Here is a 22,743-nt window from a genome sequence, read left to right on the forward strand (position 1 = left end):
GTCACTCGGCAGCGGTGGGCAGGATGCGGCGGGCGAGGTCGGAATGATGGCGATACTCCTCTTGCCATTCCGAGGGGCCGTTCGAGGGGCTGACCTGCACGGCCGTCACCTTGAACTCGGGGCAGTTGGTGGCCCAGTCGGAATTGTCCGTGGTCACCACATTGGCCTGAGTCGTCGGGTGATGGAAGGTCGTATAGACCACCCCCGGCGCCACCCGCTCGGTGATATGCGCCCGAAGCGAGGTGTCGCCCGAACGCGAGGCCACACGCACCCAGTCGCCCTCGCGGATGCCGCGGTTCTCGGCGTCCGAGGGATGGATCTCCAGGATGTCCTCGGGGTGCCAGACGCTGTTGTCGGTCCGCCGGGTCTGCGCGCCGACATTGTATTGCGACAGGATCCGCCCCGTGGTCAGCAAGAGCGGGAAGCGCGCCCCGGTGCGTTCCTCGGTCGCGACATATTCGGTATGGACGAACTTGCCCTTGCCGCGCACGAAGCCGTCGATATGCATGACCGGCGTGCCCAGCGGCGCCTTGTCGTTGCAGGGCCATTGCACCGAACCCTCGCGGTCCAGCAGGTCGTAGCTGACCCCGGCGAAGCTGGGCGTGGTCAGCGCGATCTCGGCCATGATCTCGCGCGGGTGGGTATAGGACCAGGCCGCGCCCATGCGGTTGGCCAGCAGCTGCGTGACCTCCCAGTCCTCGTAGCCGTTCTTCGGCGTCATGGCGCGGCGGACCATGTTGATGCGCCGCTCGGCATTGGTGAAGGTGCCGTTCTTTTCCAGGAAGCTGGAGCCGGGCAGGAAGACATGCGCATAGTTCGCGGTCTCGTTCAGGAACAGGTCCTGCACGATGACGATGTCCATCGCCGACAGCGCCGAAGTGACATGCCGGGTGTCGGGGTCGGATTGCACGATGTCCTCGCCCTGGCAGTAAAGCCCCTTGAAGCGGCCGGCCAGCGCCTCGTCGAACATGTTGGGGATGCGCAGGCCCGGCTCGGGCGACAGCTCGACGCCCCAGGCGCGTTCGTAGATCGCCCGCGCCTCGGGGTCCGAGACATGGCGATAGCCCGGATATTCATGCGGGAAGCTGCCCATGTCGCAGGAGCCCTGCACGTTGTTCTGGCCGCGCAGCGGGTTCACGCCGGTGCCAGTCCGGCCGATATTGCCGGTCATCATCGCCAGGTTGGCGATGGCCATCACCGTGGTCGAGCCCTGCGAATGCTCGGTCACGCCCAAGCCGTAATAGATGCTGGCGCGCGGCGCGGCCGCATAGGCGCGGGCGGCCTTGCGGATCAGCTCGGCCGGGACCTTGGACAGTTTCTCGACCTCTTCCGGCGCATGGCGCGGGTCCATCAGGAACTCGGCATAGGCCAGGAACTCGTCCCAGTCGCAGCGTTCGCGAATGAAGGCCTCGTCATAGAGCTTCTCGGCCACGATCACCTGCGCCATGGCGGTCAGCACGGCGACGTTGGTGCCGGGCCGCAGGGGCAGGTGCAGCCCCTCGGCCATATGCGGGGTCTTGAGCAGGTCGATCTGGCGCGGATCGAGGACGATCAGCCCGGCCCCCTCGCGCAGCCGCTTGCGCAGCCGGCTGGCAAAGACCGGATGGCCGTCGGTCGGGTTGGCGCCGATGATCAGCGCCAGATCGGTATCGTCGACCGAATCGAAGTCATGCGTGCCCGCCGAGGTGCCGAAGGTGGTCTTCAGCCCGTAGCCGGTCGGCGAATGGCAGACCCGGGCGCAGGTGTCGGTGTTGTTGTTGTGGAAGACGGCGCGCGCCAGCTTCTGCACCAGATAGGTTTCCTCGTTGGTGCAGCGCGACGAGGTGATGACGCCGATGGCATCGCGTCCGAAATCCGCCTGCGCCTGGCGCAGCCGGGTGGCGGCGAAATCCAGCGCCTCGTCCCAGCTGACCACGCGCCAGGGATCGGTGATCCGCTCGCGCAGCATGGGCTGGGTCTGGCGTTCGCGATGCGTGGCATAGCCCCAGGCGAAGCGGCCCTTGACGCAGCTGTGGCCGTGGTTCGCCTTGCCGTCCTTGCTGGGCACCATGCGCACCACCTCCTCGCCGCGCATATGCGCGTCGAAGGAACAGCCGACACCGCAATAGGCGCAGGTCGTCTTGACGATATGCTCGGGCGTGCCGATCTCGATCACCTTGTTCTCGATCAGCGTCGCGGTCGGGCAGACCTGCACGCAGGCGCCGCAGCTGACGCAATCCGAGCTGAGGAAGCTGTCCGATTCCATCCCGGCCGAGACGCGGCTGTCGAAGCCCCGCCCCTCGATGGTCAGCGCGAAGGTGCCCTGCACCTCCTCGCAGGCCCTGACGCAGCGCGAGCAGACGATGCATTTCGCCGGGTCGAAGGTGAAATAGGGGTTCGACTGGTCCTTGGGCCGGTATTCCGGATTCGGCCCCTCGGCGTCGCGGCGGGCGAAATGGTTCGCGCCCGGCTCATAGCGCACCTCGCGCAGGCCCACGGCGCCGGCCATGTCCTGAAGCTCGCAATCGCCGTTGGCGGCGCAGGTCAGGCAGTCCAGCGGGTGGTCGCTGATGTAAAGCTCCATCACCCCCTTGCGGATCTGCGCGACCTCGTCGGTCTGGGTATGGACCACCATGCCCTCGGCCACCGGCGTGGTGCAGGATGCCGGCAGGCCGCGCATGCCCTCGATCTGCACCACGCAAAGCCGGCAGGAGCCGAAGGCTTCCAGATGATCGGTAGCGCAGAGCTTGGGCACCGAGATCCCGGCCACGGCAGCGGCGCGCATCACCGATGTCCCGGCGGGGACCGAAACCGGAATCCCGTCCACCAGCAGGTTCACGGTGACGTCGGACTTGACCGCCGGGGTGCCCATGTCGCGGTCGGGAATGATGAAATCCTTCATTCTGCGGCCTCCTTGCGCGGCTCTCGCCGCCCGCTGAAATCTTCGGGGAAATGGGTCAGCGCCGACATGACCGGGAAGGGCGCAAAGCCCCCCAGCGCACAAAGCGAGCCCCATTTCATCGTGTTGCACAGATCGGTGAGGATCGGGATTCCCGTCTCGTCGCCCTGGGCGATCCGGTCGATGGTCTCGACGCCCCGGACCGAGCCGATGCGGCAGGGCGTGCATTTGCCGCAGCTTTCCACGGCGCAGAACTCCATCGCGAAGCGCGCCAGCTTCAGCATGTCGGCCGTGTCGTCGAAGACGGTGATGCCGGCATGGCCCAAGAGGCCCTCTTTCGTCGCCAGCTCCTCGTAGCCGAAGGGCACGTCGAAATTCCAATGCGGGATGTAGGAACCAAGCGGCCCGCCCACCTGCGCCGCCTTGACCGGCCGGCCCGAGGCGGTGCCGCCGCCGATCTCCTCGATGATCTGGCGCAGGCTCATGCCGAAGGCGGCCTCGAACAACCCGCCATATTTCACGTTGCCGGCGATCTGGATCGGGATCGTGCCCTTGGACCGCCCGATGCCCAGCTTGGCATACTCCGCCCCGCCATGGGTCAGGATCCAGGGCACCGAGGCCAGCGAGATCACGTTGTTCACCACCGTCGGCCGGCCCAGGAAACCCTCCAGCGCCGGGATCGGCGGCTTGGCGCGGACCACGCCGCGCTTGCCCTCCAGGCTGTTGAGCAGGCTGGTCTCCTCGCCGCAGACATAGGCGCCGGCGCCGACCCGCACCTCCATGTCATAGGCATGGTCTGATCCCAGCACCGACTGGCCCAGGATACCGGCCTGCCGCGCCTTGCCGATGGCGGCCTCCATCAGCCGGATCGCGTCGGGATATTCGCTGCGGATATAGACATAGCCCTGCACCGCGCCCACGGCGATGCCGGCGATCGCCATGCCCTCGATCAGGACCAGCGGATCGCCTTCCATCAGCATGCGGTCGGCAAAGCTGCCCGAATCGCCCTCGTCGGCATTGCAGACGATGTATTTCCGCGGGGCCTTGGCGCCGGCCACGGTCTTCCACTTGATCCCGGTCGGGAAACCGGCGCCGCCCCGGCCGCGCAGCCCGGATTCGGTGACCTCCTCGACGATCTTCTCCGGCCCGAGGCCGATGGCGCGGCGCAGGCCGGCCAGCCCGCCATGCGCCTCGTATTCCTCGACCGACAGCGGGTCGATCACGCCGACGCGGGCGAAGGTCAGCCGGCTCTGCGCTTTCATCCAGGGCAGTTCCTCGACCGGCCCCAGGGCCAGAGGATGCTCGCCGCCCGTGCGGATCGCCTCGGCGACCGAGGCCGCATCCTCGGGCCCGACCGGCCCGTAGCCGTGGCGCACGCCGTCGCGCTCGACCTCGACCAGAGGCTCAAGCCAGATCATGCCACGGGTGCCGTTGCGGGTGACGGCGAATTCGCGCCCCAGCGTCTCGGCCACCGCATCGGCACCCAGCGCCCTTGCGGCGGCATCCAGGGGAACCCAGACCCTCATGCGCCCGCCTCCGCCACCAGTTGCCGCACCTTGGCCAGATTCGCCCGGCCCAGCAGCCTGTCGCCGACCTGCGCCGAGGGCGCGCAGGCGCAAAGCCCCAGGCAGAACACCGGCTCCAGCGTCAGCCGCCCGTCCGGCGTGGTCTCGTGCCAGTCGATCCCCAGCGCGGCGCGCACTTCCTCGGCCAGCGCATCGGCTCCCATCGACTGGCAGGCCTCGGCCCGGCACAGCCGCAGCACATGCCGGCCCTGCGGATGGTCGCGGAAATCGTGATAGAAGCTGACGACGCCATGCACCTCGGCGCGGGTCATCCCCAGGGCGGCCGCCAGCACCGGCTGCGCCTCCTCGGGAACATGGCCCCATTCCGCCTGGATGTCGTGCAGGATGGGCAGAAGCGGCCCTTCGCGACCCTTGTGGGCGGCGATGATTTCGTCGAGACGCAGAAGGAAATCAGCGTCGGTCGCTGGTGAGGTCATGGCTAGGTGGTCCGGGCTCTGCTGTTTTGTCCAGACTAGAGACCGATGATAGACGAAACAATCGTGATATATCGTTTATCGATTGAAACTATCAATCGAAGAGACGATGCGGATCAGCGCCTCGACCAGGGGCGGATGCGGTTCGCGCCGGGCGACGACCAGCCCCACCATATGCCCCTCGCCGGTCAGGTCGCGCGCGCGAACCCCTTCGGGCAGCGGCAGGCCGCGCGCCAGCGCCCGCGGCAGGATCGCCGCCCAGTCGCCGGTCGCCACATGCGACAGGATCGCCAGCATCGAGGTCGACTCGACCCGCGGCAGCGCATCCGCCCCGGCCTCGACCAGGTGGCGGGTGACGATGCGGCGGTTCTGCATGTCCGGGGTCAGCAGGCAGAGCGGCCGGGTGGCGGTCTCGGCCCAGTCCACCGGATCGCCCAGCTCGCTGCGGTCGATCAGGCAATAGGTCTCGCGATACAGCGGCAGGCTCTGCACCCGGCCCAGGGGCTCGCTGTCCAGATAGGTCACGCCGGCATCCAGCTCCAGCGCCTCGATCTGGTCGCGGATCTCGTCCGAGCTGCGCGACAGGATCGAGACCCCGGCATTGGGATGGCGGCGCAGGAAGGGCCCGGTCAGCTCGGCGATGCGCGGCATGGCGGTGGGGATCACGCCGATGCGCAGCCGCCCCGACACGCCCTTGCGGCTGGCCTGCATCTCGGCCTGCATGGCGCGGGCATCGGCGACGATGCGCCGCGCCCAGCCCAGCACGCGCTCGCCCTCGGGCGTCAGCCCCTGGAAGCGCGAGCCGCGCCGCACCAGCTGCACGCCCAGCTGCTCCTCCAGCGCCCGGATGGCGGATGACAGCGTCGGCTGGGTGATGCCCAGCGATTCGGCGGCGCGGCCGAAATGCTTCTCGCGCGCCAGGGCCATGAACATGGAAAGCTTGTCGATCACGGACCCGCCCTCCCCGCCCGGCCGGCCTTCTCCGTTTTCCAAATACCCCGCGGGGGTCCGGGGGCGCGAAGCCCCCGGCCCGGCGGATCATCCGGCGGATCAGACGATTTCGACCGCGTATTTCTCGATCACGGTATTGGCCAGCAGGCCCTCGCACATGCGCGCCACCTCGGCCTTGGCCGCCTCGGCATCCGATGCCGCCAGGTCCAGCTCGATCACCTTGCCCTGGCGCACGCCCGAGACCCCGGCAAAGCCCAGCCCGCCAAGCGCGTGCCGGATCGCCTCGCCCTGGGGGTCCAGAACGCCATCCTTCAGCATGATGGTGACACGGGCTTTCATCTGCGGGCCTCTCAGTTGATCAGGGTGGGTTTGGTCAGCGAGGTGGTGTTGGCGGGCATCAGGCCCAGCCGGCGCGCCACCTCGGTATAGGCATCGGTCAGGCTGCCCAGGTCGCGGCGGAACACGTCCTTGTCCAGCTTCTGCCCGGTCTTGACGTCCCAGAGCCGGCAGCTGTCGGGGCTGATCTCGTCGGCGACCACCAGGCGCATGAAATCGCCGTCCCAGATGCGGCCGACCTCGATCTTGAAGTCGATCAGCTTGATGCCGACGCCGAAGAACACGCCCGACAGGAAGTCGTTCACCCGCAGCGCCAGGCTGACGATGTCGTCCAGGTCCTGCTGGCTGGCCCAGCCGAAGGCGATGATGTATTCCTCGGACACGAAGGGATCGCCCAGCTCGTCGTTCTTGAAGCTGTATTCGACGATGGGGCGGGGCAGCGGCGTGCCCTCCTCCATGCCCAGCCGCTTGGCGATGGAACCGGCGGCGAAATTGCGCACGATCACTTCCAGCGGGATGATCTCGACCTGGCGCACCAGCTGCTCGCGCATGTTGATGCGGCGGATGAAGTGGTTCGGCACGCCGATATTGGTCAGCCCGGTCATGAAGAACTCGGACAGGCGGTTGTTCAGCACGCCCTTGCCCTCGATGGTGGCCTTCTTCTGGGCGTTGAAGGCGGTGGCGTCATCCTTGAAATACTGGATGAGCGTGCCGGGCTCGGTGCCTTCGTAAAGGATCTTGGCCTTGCCTTCGTAGATTTTCTTGCGCCTTGGTGCCATGCTGCGCGTCTCCCGTCCGCAAGGTGACAATCTTTATGCGGCTATAGGCCAGAAACGGGGTCAGGGGCAATACGGGCTTGCGATGGGGCGCGCGCAGGGGCATATCCTGCGCAATATCCACGGGATAATCCCAAGCCGGAGGCCGCCATGACCACATTTGACGACCGCGAGCGCGCGCATGAGGCGAAATTCGCCCATGATGCGGAACTGAACTTCAAGGCCGAGGCGCGCCGCAATCGGCTGCTGGGCGAATGGGCCGCCGGCCTGCTGGGCAAGACGGGCGACGAGGCCCGCGCCTATGCGCTGACCGTGGTCACCTCGGATTTCACCGAACCCGGCGACGAGGACGTGTTCCGCAAGCTGGCGGCCGACCTGGAAGGCAAGGCCGACGAGGAAGCCATCCGCGCCAAGATGGTCGAGCTGCGCGCCACCGCCCGCCAGCAGATCGTCGACGAGCTTTAAGCCCGGGACCGCCGCGCCGCCCCCGAGGGCGGCGCCCTTTCAGGCCGCGGCCGCCTCGACCCGGGGATAAAGCCGCCACATGGTCAGGCCGCGCAGCGCGTTGAGCGCCATCAGCGCCGCCCAGAGCCCGTGATTGCCGAAGGCCGGCGGCAGCAGCAGCACCAGAACGGCATAGATCCCGACCGAGACCAGCATGGCATTGCGCATCTCGCGCGTGCGGGTGGCGCCGATGAAGATGCCGTCCAGCATCCACGAGGCGATGCCGATCAGCGGCGCCGCGACCAGCCAGGGCAGGAAGCGCCGCGCCTCGGCCCGCACCTCGGCCGAGGTGGTCAGCAGGTCGATGATCGCCGGCCCGCCCAGCAGGAACGCGGCCGAAAGCAGCCCCGCCCCCGCCACGCCCCAGGCCGAGGCCAGCCGTGCCGCCCGGCGCAGGCGGTCGCGCCGCCGCGCCCCCACCGCCTGGCCGACCAGCGATTCGGCGGCAAAGGCGAAACCGTCCAGCCCGTAGGCGACGATCTCCAGGAATTGCAGCAGCACCTGGTTCGCGGCCAGGGTCACGTCGCCCTGCCCCGCGGCCAGGAACATGAAGGTGGTGAACGAGCCCTGCAGCAGGACCGAGCGGATCATGATGTCGCCATTGACCCGCGCCAGCTCCTCGATCCGGTTGCGGGCCAGCAGCCCGGCACGCTGCACGGCGGCGCGCAGGGCATGGCGGGCGAACCACAGCCCCAGCGCCAGCCCGGTCCATTCCGCGATCAGCGTCGCCACGGCGACGCCGGGCACCCCCCAGCCCAGCCCCAGCACGAACCACAGGTCCAGAAGGATGTTCAGCCCGTTCATCACCAGCTGCAGCACCAGCACCGCGCGGGTGCGCTCGATGGCGATCAGCCAGCCGGTCACGGCGTAAAGCGAGATGGCGGCGGGCGCCCCCCAGATGCGCAGCCCCAGATATTGCCGGGCCAGCGCCTCGACCTCGGCCGAGGCCGGGGCCAGCCGGAAGGCCCCCGCGAAAAGCAGCCCCTGCAGCAGGATGAAGACCAGCCCGGCCGCAAGCCCGATGGCCAGCGCCCGCAGCAGATGCGCACCGGCTTCGCCATCGTCCCCGGCGCCATGCGCCTGCGCCACCAGCCCCGAAGTGCCCATGCGCAGGAAGCCGAAGATCCAGTAGAGCGAGGCCAGGATCACCGCGCCAAGGCCGACCGCGCCGATGGGCGCCGCCTCGCCCAGCTGGCCGATGACGCCGGTATCCACCGCGCCCAGGATCGGGATCGTCGCGTTCGACAGCACCACCGGCAGGGCGATGGCCAGCACGCGGCGGTTCGAGATCTCGGCGGCCGCGCGCGCCCCGGGCTGGCCGGGCAGCGCCTCAACCATCCTGCGGCATCAGGAAATGGCCGGTCGCCTGCGCGAAAAGCTTCTGGCGCTGGTCCTGCCAGGCCTCGACATGCACGCTGGCATAGCGCCGGCCGGACCGCACCACCCGCGCCCGCGCATAGGCGTCGCGCGGCAGGCCGGACCGCAGATAGTCCACGGTGAAATCGATGGTCTTGGGCAGGCGCGGCAGGCTTTCGGGCACCGCGGCGTCGGGGGCGATGCGGCCCTGCTCCATGTCCTCCCAGATCGCGGTCCAGGTCAGCTCGACGATGGCGGTGACCTCCAGGAAGGCCGCGGTCACGCCGCCATGGATCGCGGGCAGCATCGGATTGCCGATCAGCTTCTGGTCGAAGGGCAGCACCGCGGTCAGCTCGTCGCCGCGCCGGTCGAAGGTGATGCCCAGCCAGCGGATATAGGGCACGCTGGTCACCAGCGCGTTCAGCGTGTTGTTGCGCCGCGTCTTGATGGCGTCGAGGGGTTCGTTGCGTCCGGCCATGTCAACGCTCGATGGTGAAGGCCCCGGTGGCCGAGGCCACGGGACGGGATTCGTCGTCATCCATCGCCCAGGCGCGCACGAAGGCGACCGAGCGGGTGATGTGATAGCAGCTCGCCTTGGCGCGGATGGTCTGGCCGGGCGTGGCGGCGCGCATGTAGTCGATGCGCAGGTCGATGGTCGCGGTCGAGCGCGCCCCGGTCGGATGCGCCATCACCGCCGCGCCGCTGCAGGTGTCCATCAACGCCGAGATCACCCCGCCATGGATCACCCCGTTGCGCGGATCGCCGACCAGGTCCTCGCGCCAGGGCAGCGAGATCTCGGCCCCCTCGCCCGTCAGCTGGTCGAGATGCATGCCAAGCGCCCGGGCATGTGGGATCACCTCGATGAACTGGCGGGCGATCCGCCGGCGCTGCTCCTGCTCGTCCTCGTCCGATGCTCTGCTCATGGCGCGGGCTCCCTCGTTGGCTTGCTGCGGGATGGTAGCAGCCCGCGGCACGCAGGCAAGCCGCCGATGGTTGAGTTTGGACCGGCGCCGGGTTAGGCTGCAGCGCGTCCGAGGATAGAGTTCATCCGATGTCCGATAACGAATACATTGGCTTCAAGGAAATGTGCGCACGTTTCGACGTGACGCCGCGGACCCTGCGCTATTACGAATATATCGAGCTGCTCAGCCCCCGCAAGGAAGGCCGCTCGCGCTTCTACGGCCCGCGCGAGATCGCCCGGATGAAGCTGATCCTGCGCGGCCGCCGCTTCGGCTTCTCGCTCGAGGACATCCGGCAATGGCTGCTGATCTATGGCGAGAAGGGCACGCGCGAACAATACCGGGTCTGGATCGAACTGGCCGACCGCCAGCTCCAGGTGCTGCGCCAGCAGCGCGACGAGCTCGAAGCCTCGATGTCCGAGCTGCTGACGCTGCGCAACGAAACGGTCTCGCTTCTCGACGGCATGGGACCCGGCGAAAACGCCGCGGCGGCGAAAGGCGACCGAGCCGCGGACTGACGCCACGTCGCCCCTTACGCGAACGTCAACCTGTCCTATATTCCCCGTCACGCGACGGTGTCGAACAGGAGGGATTGGCCATGAGCGACGCGTTGATGACCATTCGCCAGATGTGCGACGCCTTCGACGTCACGCCGCGCACGCTGCGCTTTTACGAGTCCCGCGAATTGCTGTTTCCGCAGCGGCGCGGCCAGCACCGGCTTTACGGCCGCTCGGACCGCGCCCGCCTGACGCTGATCCTGCGCGGCAAGCGCTTCGGCTTCTCGCTCGAACAGATCCGCCAGTTGCTGGAGCTTTACGATCCGGCCGAACGCAACATCACCCAGACCGAGGCCGTCCTGGCCACCGCCCGCGAGCGGCTTGCCGACATGGAGCGGCAGCATCTCGAACTGGGCGAGGCCATCGCCGAACTGCGCCAGCAGATTGCCGAGGGCGAGGTCTCGCTGCAGAAACTGAAATCCGATGCCTGACGGCATATCCCCTGGGAGGGACCGATGACCACCTACTCCGCCCCTGTCCGCGACATGCAGTTCGTGCTGCATGACGTGCTCGAGATCTCGAAGCAGGATCTTCCGGGCTATGGCGAGCTCGACCGCGACTTCACCCAGGCCGTGCTGGAGGCGGCCGGCAAGCTGGCCTCCGAGGTGCTGGCGCCGCTGAACGCCGTCGGCGACCGCGAGGGCTGCAGGCTGGAAAACGGGGTGGTGCACACGCCCAGGGGCTTTCTCGAAGCCTTCGGGCAGATGCGCGAGGGCGGCTGGACCGCGCTCGACTGCGACCCGGACTATGGCGGCCAGGGCATGCCCTATGTGATCGGCCTGGCCGCGGGCGAGATGTTCTCGGCCTCGAACATGGCCTTCACCATGTATCAGGGCCTGACCCATGGCGCCTATTCCGCCATCCACGCCCATGGCACGGACCAGCAGAAGGCCACCTACCTGCCCCGGATGGTCAGCTGCGAATGGACCGGCACCATGAACCTGACCGAACCCCATGCCGGCACCGACCTGGGCCTGCTGCGCACCAGGGCCGAGCCGCAGGAGGACGGCAGCTACCGGATCACCGGACAGAAGATCTTCATCTCGGCCGGCGACCACGACATGGCGCAGAACGTGATCCACCTGGTGCTGGCCAAGGCGCCGGGCGGCGGCGAGGGCACCAAGGGCATCTCGCTCTTCATCGTGCCGAAATTCCTGGTGAACGAGGACGGCTCCCTGGGCGAGCGCAACGCCGTCTCGGTCGGCAATCTCGAGGAAAAGATGGGCATTCACGGCAATGCCACCTGCGTGATGAACTATGACGGCGCGAAAGGCTGGCTGCTGGGAGAGCTGCACAAGGGCATGCGCGCCATGTTCACCATGATGAACGAAGCCCGGATCGGCGTCGGCCTGCAGGGCTATTCGGTGGCCGAGGCCGCCTATCAGAACGCCGCCGCCTATGCCCGCGACCGGCTGCAGGGCCGCGCCGTGACCGGGGACAAGAACCCCGCGGGACCGGCCGACCCGCTGATCGTGCATCCCGACATCCGCCGCAACCTGATGGACCAGAAAAGCTTCCTGGAAGGCGCGCGCGCGCTGGCCTTCTGGGGCGCGCATCTGATCGACCGCGCGGTGCTGGCCGAGGACAAGGAGGCGCACGACCTCGTCTCGCTGCTGACGCCGGTGATCAAGGGCTTCCTGACCGACAAGGGTTTCGAATCGGCGGTGCAGGCCCAGCAGGTCTTCGGCGGCCACGGCTATATCGAGGAACAGGGCATGTCGCAATTCGTCCGCGACGCGCGCATCGCCATGATCTACGAGGGCGCGAACGGCGTGCAGGCGCTGGACCTCGTGGGCCGCAAGCTGGCGGCCGAGGGCGGCAAGCCGATCATGGCCTTCTTCGAGCTGGTCAAGGCCGAGATCAAGGCGCATGAAGCCGACGAGACGCTGAAAGCGGGTTTCTGCGAACCGCTGAAGGCCGCCTCGAAGGACCTGCAGGCGGCAGCGATGTTCTTCATGGAGCAGGGCATGAAAAGCCCGAACGCGGCGCTGGCCGGTTCCTACGACTTCATGCATCTCTTCGGCCATGTGGCGCTGGGTCTGATGTGGACCCGCATGGCCGCCGCATCGCGCAAGGCGCTGAGCGAAGGCACGCAGGACGCCGCCTTCCACGAGACCAAGCTGGCGACGGGCCGCTATTACATGGCCCGGCAACTGTCGGCGACCGGGATGCATCTCGCCCGCATCCGTTCGGGGGCCGAGCCGGTGATGGCGCTGGATGCAACGCAGTTCTGAAATCAACGGCGGGAACGCCAGGAGGCAAGGCCGCATGGGTATTTGAAAAACAGAGAAAGCCGAAGGTGGGCTTCGAGGACCCGGCTCCGCCTGAGAGACAGGAGAGAAGCGGGGAACTCGAAGCGCCTTCTCTGTTTGCGGTCATCGGCTCCCCAGCCTGTACCGCGAGACCGATACTAGGACGGAAGCGTTAAGAAAGCCCTAAAGCCTTCTTTGTTTCACAAATACCCATTCCCAAGTGTTCAACAGCCCGTCCCGAGCAGAAAAGGAAGCCCAGATGACCGCCCAGCTTCATTGTTTCGGAGAATCCGGCCATTCCTACAAGGTGGCCCTGATGATGCAGCTGACGGGCTATCCCTGGCACCCGGTCTTCGTGGATTTCTTCGGCGGCGCCACCCGCGGCGCCGAATACCGGGCGCTCAACGAGATGGGCGAGGCGCCGGTCTTCGTCGAGGACGGCCGCAGACTGACCCAGTCGGGCGTCATCCTGCTGCATCTGGCCGAGAGGACCGGGCGCTTCCTGGATGGCGATCGCGACGAGATCCTGCGCTGGCTGTTCTGGGACAATCACAAGGGCTCGGCGCAATTCGGCGCGCTGCGCTTCCTGATGAACTTCCTGCCGCCCGAGAAGCGCCCGGCCGAGGTCATCGCCTGGCTGCAGGGGCGCTGCAGGGCGGCGCTGAAGACGCTGGACGGGCACCTGGCCGGCCGCGCCTGGCTGGCGGGCGAGGGACCGAGCATCGCCGACCTGTCCTGCTGCAGCTATCTCTATTACCCGGAGCCCTTCGGCTTCGACCGCGCCGAATGGCCCCATATCGACGCCTGGCTGGGCCGCATTCAGGCGCTGCCCGGCTGGAAACACCCCTATGACCTGATGCCCGGCAACCCCGCGGACCGGGCCGCGAAGGAGGACGCATGACCGAAGCCTATATCTATGACGCCGCCCGCACCCCGCGCGGCAAGGGCCGCCCCGACGGCAGCCTGCACGAAGTCACCTCTGTCGCGCTTTCCGCCCGGCTGCTGAACGCCGTCAAGGAACGCAACGGGCTGACCGGCCATGCGGTCGAGGACGTGATCTGGGGCAATGTCACTCAGGTCAAGGAACAGGGCGGCTGCCTCGCCCGCTCGGCGGTGCTGGAATCCGATCTGGACGAGTCGATCCCCGGCCTCGCCATCAACCGCTTCTGCGCCTCGGGCATGGAGGCGGTGAACCTGGCCGCGAACCAGGTCCGGGGCGGCGCCGGCCAGGCCTATATCGCCGGGGGCGTCGAGATGATGGGCCGCGTCGCCATGGGCAGCGACGGCGCCGCCATCGCGGTCGATCCCAGCCTGACCTTCAAGACCTATTTCGTGCCGCAGGGCATCAGCGCCGACATCATCGCCACCGAATACGGCTTTTCGCGCGAAGAGGCCGATGCCCTGGCCGTCGAGAGCCAGCGCCGCGCCGCCATCGCCTGGGAGGAAGGTCGCTTCGCCAGGTCCATCGTGCCGGTCAGGGACCAGAACGGCCTGACCATCCTCGACCGCGACGAATACATGCGGCCCGGCACCACGCTGGAGGATCTGGCCAAGCTGAAGGCCAGCTTCAAGGAGATGGGCGAGACCATGCCCGGCTTCGACAAGGTGGCGATGCTGAAATACCCGCATCTGGACCGCATCGAGCATATCCACCATGCCGGCAACAGCTCGGGCATCGTGGACGGCGCCGCCGCCGTGCTGATCGGCAATGCGGAATTCGGCAAGGCCCACGGGCTGAAACCCCGCGCCCGCATCCGCGCCACCGCCAAGATCGGCACCGATCCGACGATCATGCTGACCGGCCCGGTGCCGGTGACGGAAAAGATCCTGCGCGATTCGGGAATGGCGATTTCCGACATCGACCTCTTCGAGGTGAACGAGGCCTTCGCCTCGGTCGTGCTGCGCTTCATGCAGGCCTTCCAGGTCGATCCCGGCGTGGTCAACGTCAACGGCGGCGCCATCGCGCTGGGTCACCCGCTGGGCGCAACCGGCGCCATCATCATCGGCACGCTGCTCGACGAGCTGGAGCGGCAGGACAAGACCGTGGGCCTTGCCACGCTCTGCATCGCGTCCGGCATGGGCGCGGCCACCATCATCGAGCGCGTCTGAGGGAGGGGAAGATGACCGATTTCACCATGGATAAGGGCGCCGACGGCGTCGCCATCATCACCTGGGACGTGCCGGGCAAGTCGATGAACGTGCTGTCGCTGGACGGCGCCGCCGAGCTGAACGGGTTGATCGACGACGCCCTGGCCGACGCGGCCGTGAAGGGCATCATCATCACCAGCGGCAAGAAGGATTTCGCCGCCGGCATGGACCTGAACGTCATCGCCGGCATGAAGCAGGGCGGCGCGCAGGCGGTCTTCGACGGCGTGATGACGCTGCATCATCTGCTGCGCAAGATCGAACTGGCCGGGATGGACCCCAAGACGAAAAAGGGCGGCAAGCCCATCGCGGCCGCCCTGCCCGGCACCGCGCTGGGGATCGGGCTGGAACTGCCGCTGGCCACGCATCGCATCTTTGCCGCCGAGAACCCAAAGGCCAAGATCGGCCTGCCCGAGATCATGGTCGGCATCTTTCCCGGCGCCGGCGGCACCACCCGTCTGGTGCGCAAGCTGGGCGCGATGGGCGCGGCGCCCTTCCTCCTGGAAGGCAAGCTCAGCGACCCGGCCAGGGCCAAGAGCGCCGGGCTGATCGACGAGGTGGTGGCCGATCCGCTCGCCGCGGCCCGCGACTGGGTGCTGAAGGCCAGCGACGCCGACCTGGTCAAGCCCTGGGACGCCAAGGGCTACAAGATGCCGGGCGGCGAGCCCTATCACCCGGCCGGCTTCATGACCTTCGTCGGCGCCAGCGCCATGGTGCACGGCAAGACGCTGGGCGTCTATCCGGCGGCGAAGGCCCTGCTGAGCGCCGTCTACGAGGGCGCCATGGTGCCTTTCGACACGGCACTGAAGATCGAGGCGCGCTGGTTCACCAAGGTGCTGATGAACCCCAGCTCGACCGCGATGATCCGCAGCCTCTTCATCAACAAGGAGGCGCTGGAAAAGGGCGCGAACCGCCCCGAAGCCCCCGATCAAAGCGTGAGGAAGATCGGCATCCTCGGCGCCGGCATGATGGGCGCCGGCATCGCCTATGTCTCGGCCATGGCCGGGATCGAGGTGGTGCTGATCGATTCGACGCCAGAGGCGGCCGAGCGCGGCAAGTCCTATTCCACCGGCCTGCTGGACAAGGCGATCAGCCGCAGGAAATCCACCGAGGAGAAGAAGGCCGAGGTGCTTTCCCGCATCACGCCCACCACCGATTACGCCGCCTTGCAAGGCTGCGACCTGGTGGTCGAGGCGGTGTTCGAGGATCCCGCCGTCAAGGCCGAGGTGACCAAGAAGGCCGAGGCGGTGCTTCCGCCGGAGGCGATCTTCGCCACCAACACCTCGACCCTGCCGATCAGCGAGTTGGCCCGCGCCAGCGCCCGCCCCGACCAGTTCATCGGCATCCACTTCTTCAGCCCCGTGGACAAGATGCTGCTGGTCGAGATCATCAAGGGCAAACAGACCGGCCCGCGCGCCGTGGCCAAGGCGCTGGATTTCGTGCGCCAGATCCGCAAGACCCCCATCGTGGTCAACGACGCGCGCTTCTTCTACGCCAACCGCTGCATCATCCCCTATATCAACGAGGGCATCCGCATGGTGGCCGAAGGGGTCAGCCCGGTGCTGATCGAGAACGCCGCCAAGATGATGGGCATGCCGCTGGGTCCGCTGCAGCTGGTGGACGAGACCTCGATCGACCTCGGCGTCAAGATCGCCAAGGCGACGAAGGCCGCCATGGGCGACGCCTATCCGGACGAAGCGGTGGATGCGGTGATCTTCAAGCTCGCCGACCAGGGCCGGCTGGGCCGCAAGACCAGGGCCGGCTTCTACGACTATGACGAGGGGACCAAGCGCCAGGGCTTCTGGTCCGGCCTCGCGACCGAATGGCCGGAAGCGGACAGCCAGCCGGAACTGACCGAGATCCAGCACCGGCTGATGTTCGCGCAATCTCTGGAAGCGGTCCGGGCGCTCGAGGAAGGCGTGCTCGAGGACATCCGCGAAGGCGATGTCGGCGCCATCCTCGGCTGGGGCTTCGCGCCCTGGTCGGGCGGCCCCTTCGGCTGGCTCGACATGCTGGGCGCCCCGCGCGCGGTCGAGATCGCCGAAGATCTCACCCAGAAATTCGGCCCGCGCTTCGCCCCGCCGCAGCTTCTGGCGGATATGGCGGCAAAAGGCGAAAGCTTCTACGGCAAGACCGCCCGCAAGGCGGCCTAGCCCGGAACCACCGGACAAGGCCGCCACCCCCGGCCTTGTCCGAAACGTCGCATGGGTATTTGGAAAACAGAGAAGGCGCATGCCGAGAGACGCCGATCACCTCGACCGCTCGGGCTTTCTCTGTTTCCCAAATACCCATGCTGCCCGCACCACTGGCGGCTAGATCAGCCCTTCGTTCCGAAAGGCCGCCAACAGATCGCTTTCCGGCCGGGCGCCGACATGGCTGATCACCTCGGCTGCCGCGATGCAGCCCATGCGCCCCGCCGCCGCCAGATCGGCGCCCACGGCCAGCCCGTAGATCAGCCCGGCGGCGAACTGGTCGCCCGCCCCGGTCGCATCCACCGGCACTACGCGATGCACCGGCGCCGTCACCCGCTCGCCCCCGCGGATCAGGATCGCATCCTCGCCCGAGCGGGTGCAGATCACCGTGCCGCAATCCGCCGCGGCCAGCCGCAGCGCCTCCTCCAGATCCTCGACCTGATAGAGCGATTGCCATTCGTGGACATTGCCGATGACGTAATCCATCGGCCCGGCCACCAGCCGGCGGAAATCGGCGCGGTGGCGGTCGACGCAGAACGGGTCGGACAGCGCGATCCCCGCCTGTCCGCCCGCCTTGTGGCAAGCCTCGGCCGCCTTGAGGAAGGCCGCCTTGCCGGCATCCTTGTCGAACAGATAGCCTTCCAGGAACAGCCAGCCGGCGCCGCTGAAGGTCGCGGGGTTCACGTCATCGGCCCCCAGCTCGGCCGAGATGCCCAGATAGGTGTTCATCGACCGCTCGCCGTCCGGCGTCACGAAGATGATCGAGCGCGAGGTCGGCGCCACCTCCCCCGCCACCGGCGGATTGACGAAGACCGTGCCCTGCGCCTCGGTCTGCTCGGCATAGCTCAGCCCCAGGGGATCGCCGGCCACCTTGCCGATGAAGGCGGTGCGCAGCCCCAGCATCCCCAGCCCCGCCAGCGTATTGGCGACCGAGCCGCCGGGCACCAGCCGCGCCTTGCCCGCCTGCGGATCGGCCGATTGCGCCGCCATCAGGAATTCGGACCGCTCGCGGTCGATCAGCTGCATGATGCCCTTTTCCACCTCCAGCCGCGCCAGCGTCGCATCCGAGGTCGGGGCGATCACGTCCATGACGGCATTGCCGATGCCGATCACATAGGGGGTGGTCATTCGGTCTTCTCCTCATAGGGGCACAGGTCTTCGATGGGGCAGATCCGGCAGCGCGGGCGCCGCGCCTGGCAGATATAGCGGCCGTGCAGGATCAGCCAGTGATGCGCGTTCTGCTGGAAAGGGACGGGGACGTTGTCCTCGATGGCGCGCTCGACCTCGGCGACGTCGCGGCCCGGCGCGATGCGGGTGCGGTTGCCGACCCGGAAGATATGCGTGTCGACCGCCTGCGCCGGGAAATGGAACACGCTGTTCAGCACCACATTCGCGGTCTTGCGCCCGACGCCGGGCAGGGTCATCAGCGCGGCGCGCGACTGCGGCACCTCGCCGCCATATTCCTCGACCAGCCGGCGCGACAGCGCGATGACATTCTTCGCCTTCTGCCGGTAAAGCCCGATGGTCCGGATCTCCTCGGTCAGCGCCTCAAGGCCCAGATCCAGCATCTGCTGCGGGGTGCCGACGCGCCGGAACAGCGATTTCGTCGCCTTGTTCACCCCGACATCGGTCGCCTGCGCCGACAGCGCCACCGCCACCAGCAGGGTGAAGGCGTTGGTGTATTCCAGCTCGGTCACCGGCTGCGGATTCACCTCGCGGAACCGGGAAAAGATCTCGACCTGCGCCGCATAGGGCAAGGCCGGCGGAAGACGAAGGGAGATGCTGCGTGCCATGGCGCCCAGATGCCCTGCCCGGCGGTCCTGCGCAAGCATTCCCGCGTGGATTTGCCGCGAGACCGCGCTACTCTGCCACGGAAAGCAGTTGCGAGGCAAAGATGACACGGACGCTCTTCTCCTTCGCCCCGGCCGAGCACGGGCTGCGGGTCGCGATCAGCAGCCAGCCGGCCGACGATCTTGGCACGGTGCTGTGCCGCGGTCGCTTCCCGACGCCGCTCGGCACGGTCGTCGCCTATGGCGCGGGCGGCGCGCTCTGGGCCCTGGGCTTCGCCGGACCGATGACCGAGGATCAGGTCGAGGCCGACCTGACCGCCCGCTTTCCCCGCGCCCGGACGGTCGAGGCGCCCGAGGCGCTGGCCCCGGCCATCCAGGCGCTGCTGAGCGGGCGGGGCGAGATCGCGGTGCGGCTGACCGGCACCGCGTTCCAGCTGCAGGTCTGGCGGGCGCTGGCCCAGGTGCCGGCCGGGCAGGTGATCAGCTATGCCATGCTGGCCGAGCGCATCGGCCGGCCGAGGGCCCTGCGCGCCGTCGGCACGGCGGTCGGGCAGAACCCGGTCTCCTGGGCGATCCCCTGCCACCGCGTCACCCGCACCGGCGGCGCCATCGGCGGCTATCACTGGGGCGAGGCGGTCAAGCGCGCGCTGCTGGCGCGCGAAGGCGCGAGCATCGCGCCGCTCGCCATCGCCGCTTTGTGAGCCGAGGCGGGGAATTTTCCGTCTATTCCGGTGGAGTTGGCCCGGAACCCATGCCAATGTGGCCGCGTTTGGGCATCAGTCGCCGGCCTTCCGGAAACGGCAGGGCCGGCCGCGTCGCAAGGACAGGCGGCGGTGGATCGCCCTCAAAAGAAAGGTGAAAGAATGAAGACCCGTATTTCGCTGCTTCTCGCCTCTGCCGGCGTGATTGCCATCAGCGCCTGCGCGCCGACCGATCCTTCCGGCCAGCCCCAGCAGATGAGCCGCACCCAGCAGGGCGCCGTCGCGGGCGCGGTGGTGGGCGGCCTGATCGGCGCGGGCGAAAGCCGCTCGAACGCCGTCAAGGGCGCGATCATCGGCGCCACGGCGGGGGCCGTCGGCGGCTCGATCCTCGACCAGCAGCAGCGCGCGCTGCAGCAGTCGCTGAACAATCCCAACATCCGGGTGGTGAACCACGGCACGCACCTGTCGGTCATCATGCCCGAGACGACGCTTTTCGCCACCGATTCGGCGGCCGTGGGCGCGCAGGGGCAGAACGACCTCTACACCATCGCCCGCAACCTGAACCAATATCCGAACAGCCGCATCCAGGTGATCGGCCATACCGACAGCACCGGCTCGGCCGCCTATAACCAGGACCTGTCCGAACGCCGTGCGCGTTCGGTCGCCGGCATCCTGACCGCTGGCGGCGTCTCGCAGAACCGCGTGACCACCGCCGGGCGCGGCGCCACCCAGCCGGTGGCCTCGAACGACACCGCGGCCGGGCGGGCGCAGAACCGCCGCGTGGAAATCCTGATCGTCCCGACCAACTGATCGCGGCCGGGAAGACGAGGCGCGGGCCGGCAGCCGCAAGGCTGTCGGCCTTTTGCTTTGCGCCCGCGACGGACGGAAAAGGCGGCGAACGGAAAAAGCTTCGGGTGAAAAAGCAAGGACCCCCGAAGCGTCTCCGCCCCGGGGGTCCGATCACTGTCCCGTGAGGATGCTCGACCGCACCCTTCTTCGTTCAACCCTCGCGGCCTCAGTTCAGCCGGCGGGCCACTTCGTCGATGGCCTTGTCGATGCCTGCGGCACGCTGCTCGGCGGTCGCCTGCTTGCCCAGGATCTCGGCCGCGGCGGTGACCGCGGTCTGGATGGCCCGGTCGCGCACGGCGCGCACCGCCTCGGCCTCGGCGCTGGCGATCTGTTCCTCGGCCGCCTTCAGGCGCCGCTCGATCGAAAGCTGCAGCGCCTTCTTGGCCTTCTCGGCTTCCGAAACCGCCTCGCGCCGGGCATTGGCGACGATGTCGTCGGCCTGCGACTTCACCTCGCGCTGGCGGCGCTCGTAGCTCGCATAGATCTCCTGCGCTTCCTCGCGCAGGCGGCGGGCTTCGGCCAGATCGTTGCGGATGCCTTCGGCGCGCTTGTCCAGAAGGCCGCCGACGATCTGCGGCACGCGGAAATAGACCAGAATGCCGACGAACAGCAGGAAGGCCAGCGTGACGATGAAGTCGGTATTGCGCAGCGAGAAGAACGGACCCGAGGCCGCCAGGGCCGGGCTCGCCATCAGGGCGAAGAGAACGCTCAGACGTTTCATTGCAGCGCCCCCTTCAGCCGCTGATCGACCGCCGTATCGACCAGACCCTGATCGACCTTGCCGCCGAAATTCTCCACCAGCGCCGCGGTCACCTCGCGGGCGACCATGCGCGCATCCTCGACGGCCGAGGCGCGGATCTCGCCGATGCGCTTTTCGGATTCCGCCGCGCGGGCGGCGATCTCCGCATCGGCATGGGCGATTGCGGCGTCGAGCTCCTTCTGGATCTCGGCCTTGTTGGCGGCGATGATCTTCTGGGCCTCGCCCCGGGCATCGGCCAGCGCCTTGTCATAGGCGGCCTCGGCCTCTTTGGCCTTCTGCTTGAACTCCTCGGCGGCCATCAGGTCGCCGGTGATGGCGCCCTGGCGGTCCGAGATGACGCCGCCGATGCGCGGCAGCGCGATCCGCGACAGCACCCAGTAGATCACGGCCAGGATGACCAGCAGCCAGAAGATCTGGTTGCCGAAGGTCGTGAAATCCAGTTGCGGCATGCCGGGGGCGCTGGCGGCATGGCCAGCCGCGCCATGGGCTGCATCCGCTGCACCGGCCGCGGCATGGGCCGCATCGGCGCCATGGCCCGCCGCTTCGGCGGATTCGGTGATGACCACCGTTTCAGATTCTTCGACCACGACGGGCGCGGTCTGTTGCAACAGGCTGAACATATCCTACCCCATGCCGGTCGTTTCACAATCGGGTGGGCGCGTGACGCCCCCACCCAACCGCAAGGATGGCAAAAGGATCAGACTGCGAACAGCAGCAGCAGCGCGACCAGGAACGAGAAGATGCCCAGGGCTTCCGCGAAGGCCATGCCGATGAACAGCGTGGCGGTCTGCGAAGCGGCAGCCGACGGGTTGCGCAGGGCGCCCGCCAGGTAGTTGCCGGCAACATTGCCCACCCCCATGGCCGCACCGGCCATGCCGACGCAAGCCAGACCGGCGCCGAGATACTGTCCCAGTTGACCCAGATTTTCCATGTTCATGCTCCTTGAGGCTTTGGAAAGGGTTTTCGTTTTCAGACCTTGCGAGCCCGGCTCAGTGCGCCGGATGCAGCGCGTCCTTCAGATAGACGCAGGTCAGGATGGTGAAGACATAGGCCTGGATCAGCGCGACCAGCACCTCGAGCCCATACATGGCGGTGATGGCGACGACCGAAACCGGCGCGATGGCGGTGATGGCGGCGAAGGCGGCAAAGACCTTGATCACCGCATGGCCCGCCATGATGTTGCCGGCAAGACGGATCGAATGGCTGACCGGCCGCACGAAATACGAGATCAGCTCGATCACCGCCAGGATCGGGCGCAGCGCCAGCGGCGCCGAGCTGACCCAGAACAGGCCCAGGAAATGCGCGCCGTTCTTGACGAAGCCCAGCACGGTGACGCCAAGGAAGACCAGAACCGCCAGAACCGCCGTGACCGCGATATGCGAGGTCGGCGAGAAGCTTTTCGGCAGCAGCGCCAGGAAGTTGGCGAACAGGATGAAGCAGAACAGCGTCATCACATAGGGGAAGTATTTCAGCCCGTCCTTGCCGGTCACGTCCTCGACCATCTTGCGGACCATGCCGTAGAGCAGCTCGGCGATGGACTGGACCCGGTTCGGCACGATGGCCCGGCCGCGGGTGCCAAAGACCAGCAGCGCGGTGATCGCCAGCGCAGCCAGCGCCATCCACAGCGTCGCGTTGGTCGGCGTATACCAGTTCACCGGCCCTTCGCCAAACAGCGGTTTGACGACGAACTGGTCCATCGGATGGAAAACCAGACCACCTGCTTCTTCTTCTGCCATCG

The 22,743-nt window shown here is 67.6% G+C and carries 24 protein-coding genes; 9 read left to right on the top strand and 15 right to left on the bottom strand.

What is annotated here, in order from left to right:
- Position 1 precedes the first annotated feature (1 nt).
- From fdhF to purC, 6 genes are all read right to left on the bottom strand, one after another.
- Positions 2-2,881, bottom strand: a complete 2,880-nt coding sequence (gene fdhF / locus L632_RS0108690) for a formate dehydrogenase subunit alpha (protein WP_028716632.1) — start codon at positions 2,879-2,881, stop codon at positions 2-4.
- Entirely contained in the window at positions 2,878-4,404 is a 1,527-nt protein-coding gene (locus tag L632_RS0108695; RefSeq protein WP_028716633.1) for an NADH-ubiquinone oxidoreductase-F iron-sulfur binding region domain-containing protein, read from the bottom strand. Before L632_RS0108695 ends, fdhF begins: the two co-directional genes overlap by 4 nt.
- The gene (locus L632_RS0108700) at positions 4,401-4,880 is read right to left on the bottom strand and encodes a formate dehydrogenase subunit gamma (protein WP_028716634.1); all 480 of its coding nucleotides are present in this window, start codon (positions 4,878-4,880) and stop codon (positions 4,401-4,403) included. The genes L632_RS0108695 and L632_RS0108700 overlap by 4 nt, the downstream gene beginning before the upstream one ends.
- A gap of 75 nt (positions 4,881-4,955) precedes the next feature.
- Positions 4,956-5,828 (bottom strand): LysR family transcriptional regulator, encoded by an 873-nt coding sequence (locus tag L632_RS22270; protein WP_036697750.1) that lies wholly within the window; start codon positions 5,826-5,828, stop codon positions 4,956-4,958.
- Between the two features lie 99 nt (positions 5,829-5,927).
- Complete coding sequence (gene purS / locus L632_RS0108710) at positions 5,928-6,167, bottom strand: phosphoribosylformylglycinamidine synthase subunit PurS (protein WP_024843653.1); 240 nt, start codon at positions 6,165-6,167, stop codon at positions 5,928-5,930.
- A gap of 11 nt (positions 6,168-6,178) precedes the next feature.
- Positions 6,179-6,943: a phosphoribosylaminoimidazolesuccinocarboxamide synthase gene (purC, locus tag L632_RS0108715; protein WP_028716635.1), complete on the bottom strand. Its 765-nt coding sequence runs from the start codon at positions 6,941-6,943 to the stop codon at positions 6,179-6,181.
- A 147-nt stretch (positions 6,944-7,090) separates the two neighbouring features.
- Between purC and L632_RS0108720 the strand changes: the two genes are divergently transcribed.
- Complete coding sequence (locus L632_RS0108720; protein WP_028712203.1) at positions 7,091-7,405, top strand: DUF1476 domain-containing protein; 315 nt, start codon at positions 7,091-7,093, stop codon at positions 7,403-7,405.
- A 39-nt stretch (positions 7,406-7,444) separates the two neighbouring features.
- Here L632_RS0108720 and L632_RS0108725 read toward each other — a convergent pair whose 3' ends face one another.
- Genes L632_RS0108725 through L632_RS0108735 form a run of 3 tightly spaced genes read right to left on the bottom strand, consistent with a single transcriptional unit; the run spans position 7,445 to position 9,723 of the window.
- A complete protein-coding gene (locus tag L632_RS0108725; protein ID WP_036697704.1) occupies positions 7,445-8,782 on the bottom strand; it encodes an MATE family efflux transporter in 1,338 nt (445 codons plus the stop codon).
- Positions 8,775-9,278 (bottom strand): PaaI family thioesterase, encoded by a 504-nt coding sequence (locus L632_RS0108730; protein WP_028712205.1) that lies wholly within the window; start codon positions 9,276-9,278, stop codon positions 8,775-8,777. The genes L632_RS0108725 and L632_RS0108730 overlap by 8 nt, the downstream gene beginning before the upstream one ends.
- A gap of 1 nt (position 9,279) precedes the next feature.
- Positions 9,280-9,723: a PaaI family thioesterase gene (locus L632_RS0108735; protein WP_028712206.1), complete on the bottom strand. Its 444-nt coding sequence runs from the start codon at positions 9,721-9,723 to the stop codon at positions 9,280-9,282.
- Between the two features lie 128 nt (positions 9,724-9,851).
- Here L632_RS0108735 and L632_RS22275 point away from each other — a divergent pair, with 128 nt between their 5' ends.
- The 6 genes from L632_RS22275 (at position 9,852) to L632_RS0108765 (ending at position 16,866) form a co-directional block, all read left to right on the top strand.
- Entirely contained in the window at positions 9,852-10,277 is a 426-nt protein-coding gene (locus tag L632_RS22275; RefSeq protein WP_036697707.1) for a MerR family DNA-binding transcriptional regulator, read from the top strand.
- An 80-nt stretch (positions 10,278-10,357) separates the two neighbouring features.
- Positions 10,358-10,747, top strand: coding sequence for a MerR family DNA-binding transcriptional regulator (locus tag L632_RS0108745; RefSeq protein WP_028712207.1), 390 nt, complete (start codon positions 10,358-10,360; stop codon positions 10,745-10,747).
- A 24-nt stretch (positions 10,748-10,771) separates the two neighbouring features.
- The gene (locus tag L632_RS0108750; RefSeq protein WP_028712208.1) at positions 10,772-12,550 is read left to right on the top strand and encodes an acyl-CoA dehydrogenase C-terminal domain-containing protein; all 1,779 of its coding nucleotides are present in this window, start codon (positions 10,772-10,774) and stop codon (positions 12,548-12,550) included.
- A 277-nt stretch (positions 12,551-12,827) separates the two neighbouring features.
- The gene (locus tag L632_RS0108755) at positions 12,828-13,469 is read left to right on the top strand and encodes a glutathione S-transferase family protein (RefSeq protein ID WP_028712209.1); all 642 of its coding nucleotides are present in this window, start codon (positions 12,828-12,830) and stop codon (positions 13,467-13,469) included.
- Entirely contained in the window at positions 13,466-14,677 is a 1,212-nt protein-coding gene (locus L632_RS0108760) for an acetyl-CoA C-acetyltransferase (protein ID WP_028712210.1), read from the top strand. Before L632_RS0108755 ends, L632_RS0108760 begins: the two co-directional genes overlap by 4 nt.
- An 11-nt stretch (positions 14,678-14,688) precedes the next feature.
- Positions 14,689-16,866 carry a 3-hydroxyacyl-CoA dehydrogenase NAD-binding domain-containing protein gene (locus L632_RS0108765; protein ID WP_028712211.1) on the top strand — a complete coding sequence of 726 codons (2,178 nt, stop codon included), beginning with the start codon at positions 14,689-14,691 and terminating at the stop codon, positions 16,864-16,866.
- A 159-nt stretch (positions 16,867-17,025) separates the two neighbouring features.
- On the opposite strand, the gene L632_RS0108770 is transcribed toward L632_RS0108765, so the two are convergent.
- On the bottom strand, positions 17,026-18,033 hold the full coding sequence (locus L632_RS0108770; protein WP_028712212.1) for an adenosine kinase: 1,008 nt from the start codon (positions 18,031-18,033) through the stop codon (positions 17,026-17,028).
- Positions 18,030-18,698: an endonuclease III gene (gene nth / locus L632_RS0108775; protein ID WP_051416171.1), complete on the bottom strand. Its 669-nt coding sequence runs from the start codon at positions 18,696-18,698 to the stop codon at positions 18,030-18,032. Before nth ends, L632_RS0108770 begins: the two co-directional genes overlap by 4 nt.
- Positions 18,699-18,799: 101 nt before the next feature.
- Here nth and L632_RS0108780 point away from each other — a divergent pair, with 101 nt between their 5' ends.
- Positions 18,800-19,396: a methylated-DNA--[protein]-cysteine S-methyltransferase gene (locus tag L632_RS0108780; RefSeq protein ID WP_028716636.1), complete on the top strand. Its 597-nt coding sequence runs from the start codon at positions 18,800-18,802 to the stop codon at positions 19,394-19,396.
- 162 nt (positions 19,397-19,558) lie between these two features.
- Complete coding sequence (locus L632_RS0108785; RefSeq protein ID WP_028712215.1) at positions 19,559-20,206, top strand: OmpA family protein; 648 nt, start codon at positions 19,559-19,561, stop codon at positions 20,204-20,206.
- Between the two features lie 205 nt (positions 20,207-20,411).
- On the opposite strand, the gene L632_RS0108790 is transcribed toward L632_RS0108785, so the two are convergent.
- The 4 genes from L632_RS0108790 to L632_RS0108805 all read right to left on the bottom strand — a co-directional run bounded on the left by L632_RS0108790 (position 20,412) and on the right by L632_RS0108805 (position 22,741).
- Entirely contained in the window at positions 20,412-20,966 is a 555-nt protein-coding gene (locus L632_RS0108790; protein WP_028712216.1) for a F0F1 ATP synthase subunit B, read from the bottom strand.
- Positions 20,963-21,625 carry a F0F1 ATP synthase subunit B' gene (locus tag L632_RS0108795; RefSeq protein WP_028712217.1) on the bottom strand — a complete coding sequence of 221 codons (663 nt, stop codon included), beginning with the start codon at positions 21,623-21,625 and terminating at the stop codon, positions 20,963-20,965. Before L632_RS0108795 ends, L632_RS0108790 begins: the two co-directional genes overlap by 4 nt.
- A gap of 77 nt (positions 21,626-21,702) precedes the next feature.
- Complete coding sequence (locus L632_RS0108800) at positions 21,703-21,936, bottom strand: F0F1 ATP synthase subunit C (RefSeq protein WP_010394077.1); 234 nt, start codon at positions 21,934-21,936, stop codon at positions 21,703-21,705.
- 58 nt (positions 21,937-21,994) lie between these two features.
- Positions 21,995-22,741: a F0F1 ATP synthase subunit A gene (locus tag L632_RS0108805; RefSeq protein WP_028712218.1), complete on the bottom strand. Its 747-nt coding sequence runs from the start codon at positions 22,739-22,741 to the stop codon at positions 21,995-21,997.
- Positions 22,742-22,743 lie beyond the last annotated feature (2 nt).

Origin of the sequence: Paracoccus sp. J39 (assembly GCF_000518925.1) — a bacterium.
Classification (GTDB): Bacteria; Pseudomonadota; Alphaproteobacteria; order Rhodobacterales; family Rhodobacteraceae; genus Paracoccus.

Bases quoted from the DNA above. Each gene is read 5' to 3' on its own strand.
- fdhF (WP_028716632.1), bottom strand. From the start codon at position 2,881: ATGAAGGATTTCATCATTCCCGACCGCGACATGGGCACCCCGGCGGTC.
- L632_RS0108695 (WP_028716633.1), bottom strand. From the start codon at position 4,404: ATGAGGGTCTGGGTTCCCCTGGATGCCGCCGCAAGGGCGCTGGGTGCC.
- L632_RS0108700 (WP_028716634.1), bottom strand. From the start codon at position 4,880: ATGACCTCACCAGCGACCGACGCTGATTTCCTTCTGCGTCTCGACGAA.
- purS (WP_024843653.1), bottom strand. From the start codon at position 6,167: ATGAAAGCCCGTGTCACCATCATGCTGAAGGATGGCGTTCTGGACCCC.
- purC (WP_028716635.1), bottom strand. From the start codon at position 6,943: ATGGCACCAAGGCGCAAGAAAATCTACGAAGGCAAGGCCAAGATCCTT.
- L632_RS0108720 (WP_028712203.1), top strand. From the start codon at position 7,091: ATGACCACATTTGACGACCGCGAGCGCGCGCATGAGGCGAAATTCGCC.
- L632_RS0108725 (WP_036697704.1), bottom strand. From the start codon at position 8,782: ATGGTTGAGGCGCTGCCCGGCCAGCCCGGGGCGCGCGCGGCCGCCGAG.
- L632_RS0108730 (WP_028712205.1), bottom strand. From the start codon at position 9,278: ATGGCCGGACGCAACGAACCCCTCGACGCCATCAAGACGCGGCGCAAC.
- L632_RS0108735 (WP_028712206.1), bottom strand. From the start codon at position 9,723: ATGAGCAGAGCATCGGACGAGGACGAGCAGGAGCAGCGCCGGCGGATC.
- L632_RS22275 (WP_036697707.1), top strand. From the start codon at position 9,852: ATGTCCGATAACGAATACATTGGCTTCAAGGAAATGTGCGCACGTTTC.
- L632_RS0108745 (WP_028712207.1), top strand. From the start codon at position 10,358: ATGAGCGACGCGTTGATGACCATTCGCCAGATGTGCGACGCCTTCGAC.
- L632_RS0108750 (WP_028712208.1), top strand. From the start codon at position 10,772: ATGACCACCTACTCCGCCCCTGTCCGCGACATGCAGTTCGTGCTGCAT.
- L632_RS0108755 (WP_028712209.1), top strand. From the start codon at position 12,828: ATGACCGCCCAGCTTCATTGTTTCGGAGAATCCGGCCATTCCTACAAG.
- L632_RS0108760 (WP_028712210.1), top strand. From the start codon at position 13,466: ATGACCGAAGCCTATATCTATGACGCCGCCCGCACCCCGCGCGGCAAG.
- L632_RS0108765 (WP_028712211.1), top strand. From the start codon at position 14,689: ATGACCGATTTCACCATGGATAAGGGCGCCGACGGCGTCGCCATCATC.
- L632_RS0108770 (WP_028712212.1), bottom strand. From the start codon at position 18,033: ATGACCACCCCCTATGTGATCGGCATCGGCAATGCCGTCATGGACGTG.
- nth (WP_051416171.1), bottom strand. From the start codon at position 18,698: ATGGCACGCAGCATCTCCCTTCGTCTTCCGCCGGCCTTGCCCTATGCG.
- L632_RS0108780 (WP_028716636.1), top strand. From the start codon at position 18,800: ATGACACGGACGCTCTTCTCCTTCGCCCCGGCCGAGCACGGGCTGCGG.
- L632_RS0108785 (WP_028712215.1), top strand. From the start codon at position 19,559: ATGAAGACCCGTATTTCGCTGCTTCTCGCCTCTGCCGGCGTGATTGCC.
- L632_RS0108790 (WP_028712216.1), bottom strand. From the start codon at position 20,966: ATGAAACGTCTGAGCGTTCTCTTCGCCCTGATGGCGAGCCCGGCCCTG.
- L632_RS0108795 (WP_028712217.1), bottom strand. From the start codon at position 21,625: ATGTTCAGCCTGTTGCAACAGACCGCGCCCGTCGTGGTCGAAGAATCT.
- L632_RS0108800 (WP_010394077.1), bottom strand. From the start codon at position 21,936: ATGGAAAATCTGGGTCAACTGGGACAGTATCTCGGCGCCGGTCTGGCT.
- L632_RS0108805 (WP_028712218.1), bottom strand. From the start codon at position 22,741: ATGGCAGAAGAAGAAGCAGGTGGTCTGGTTTTCCATCCGATGGACCAG.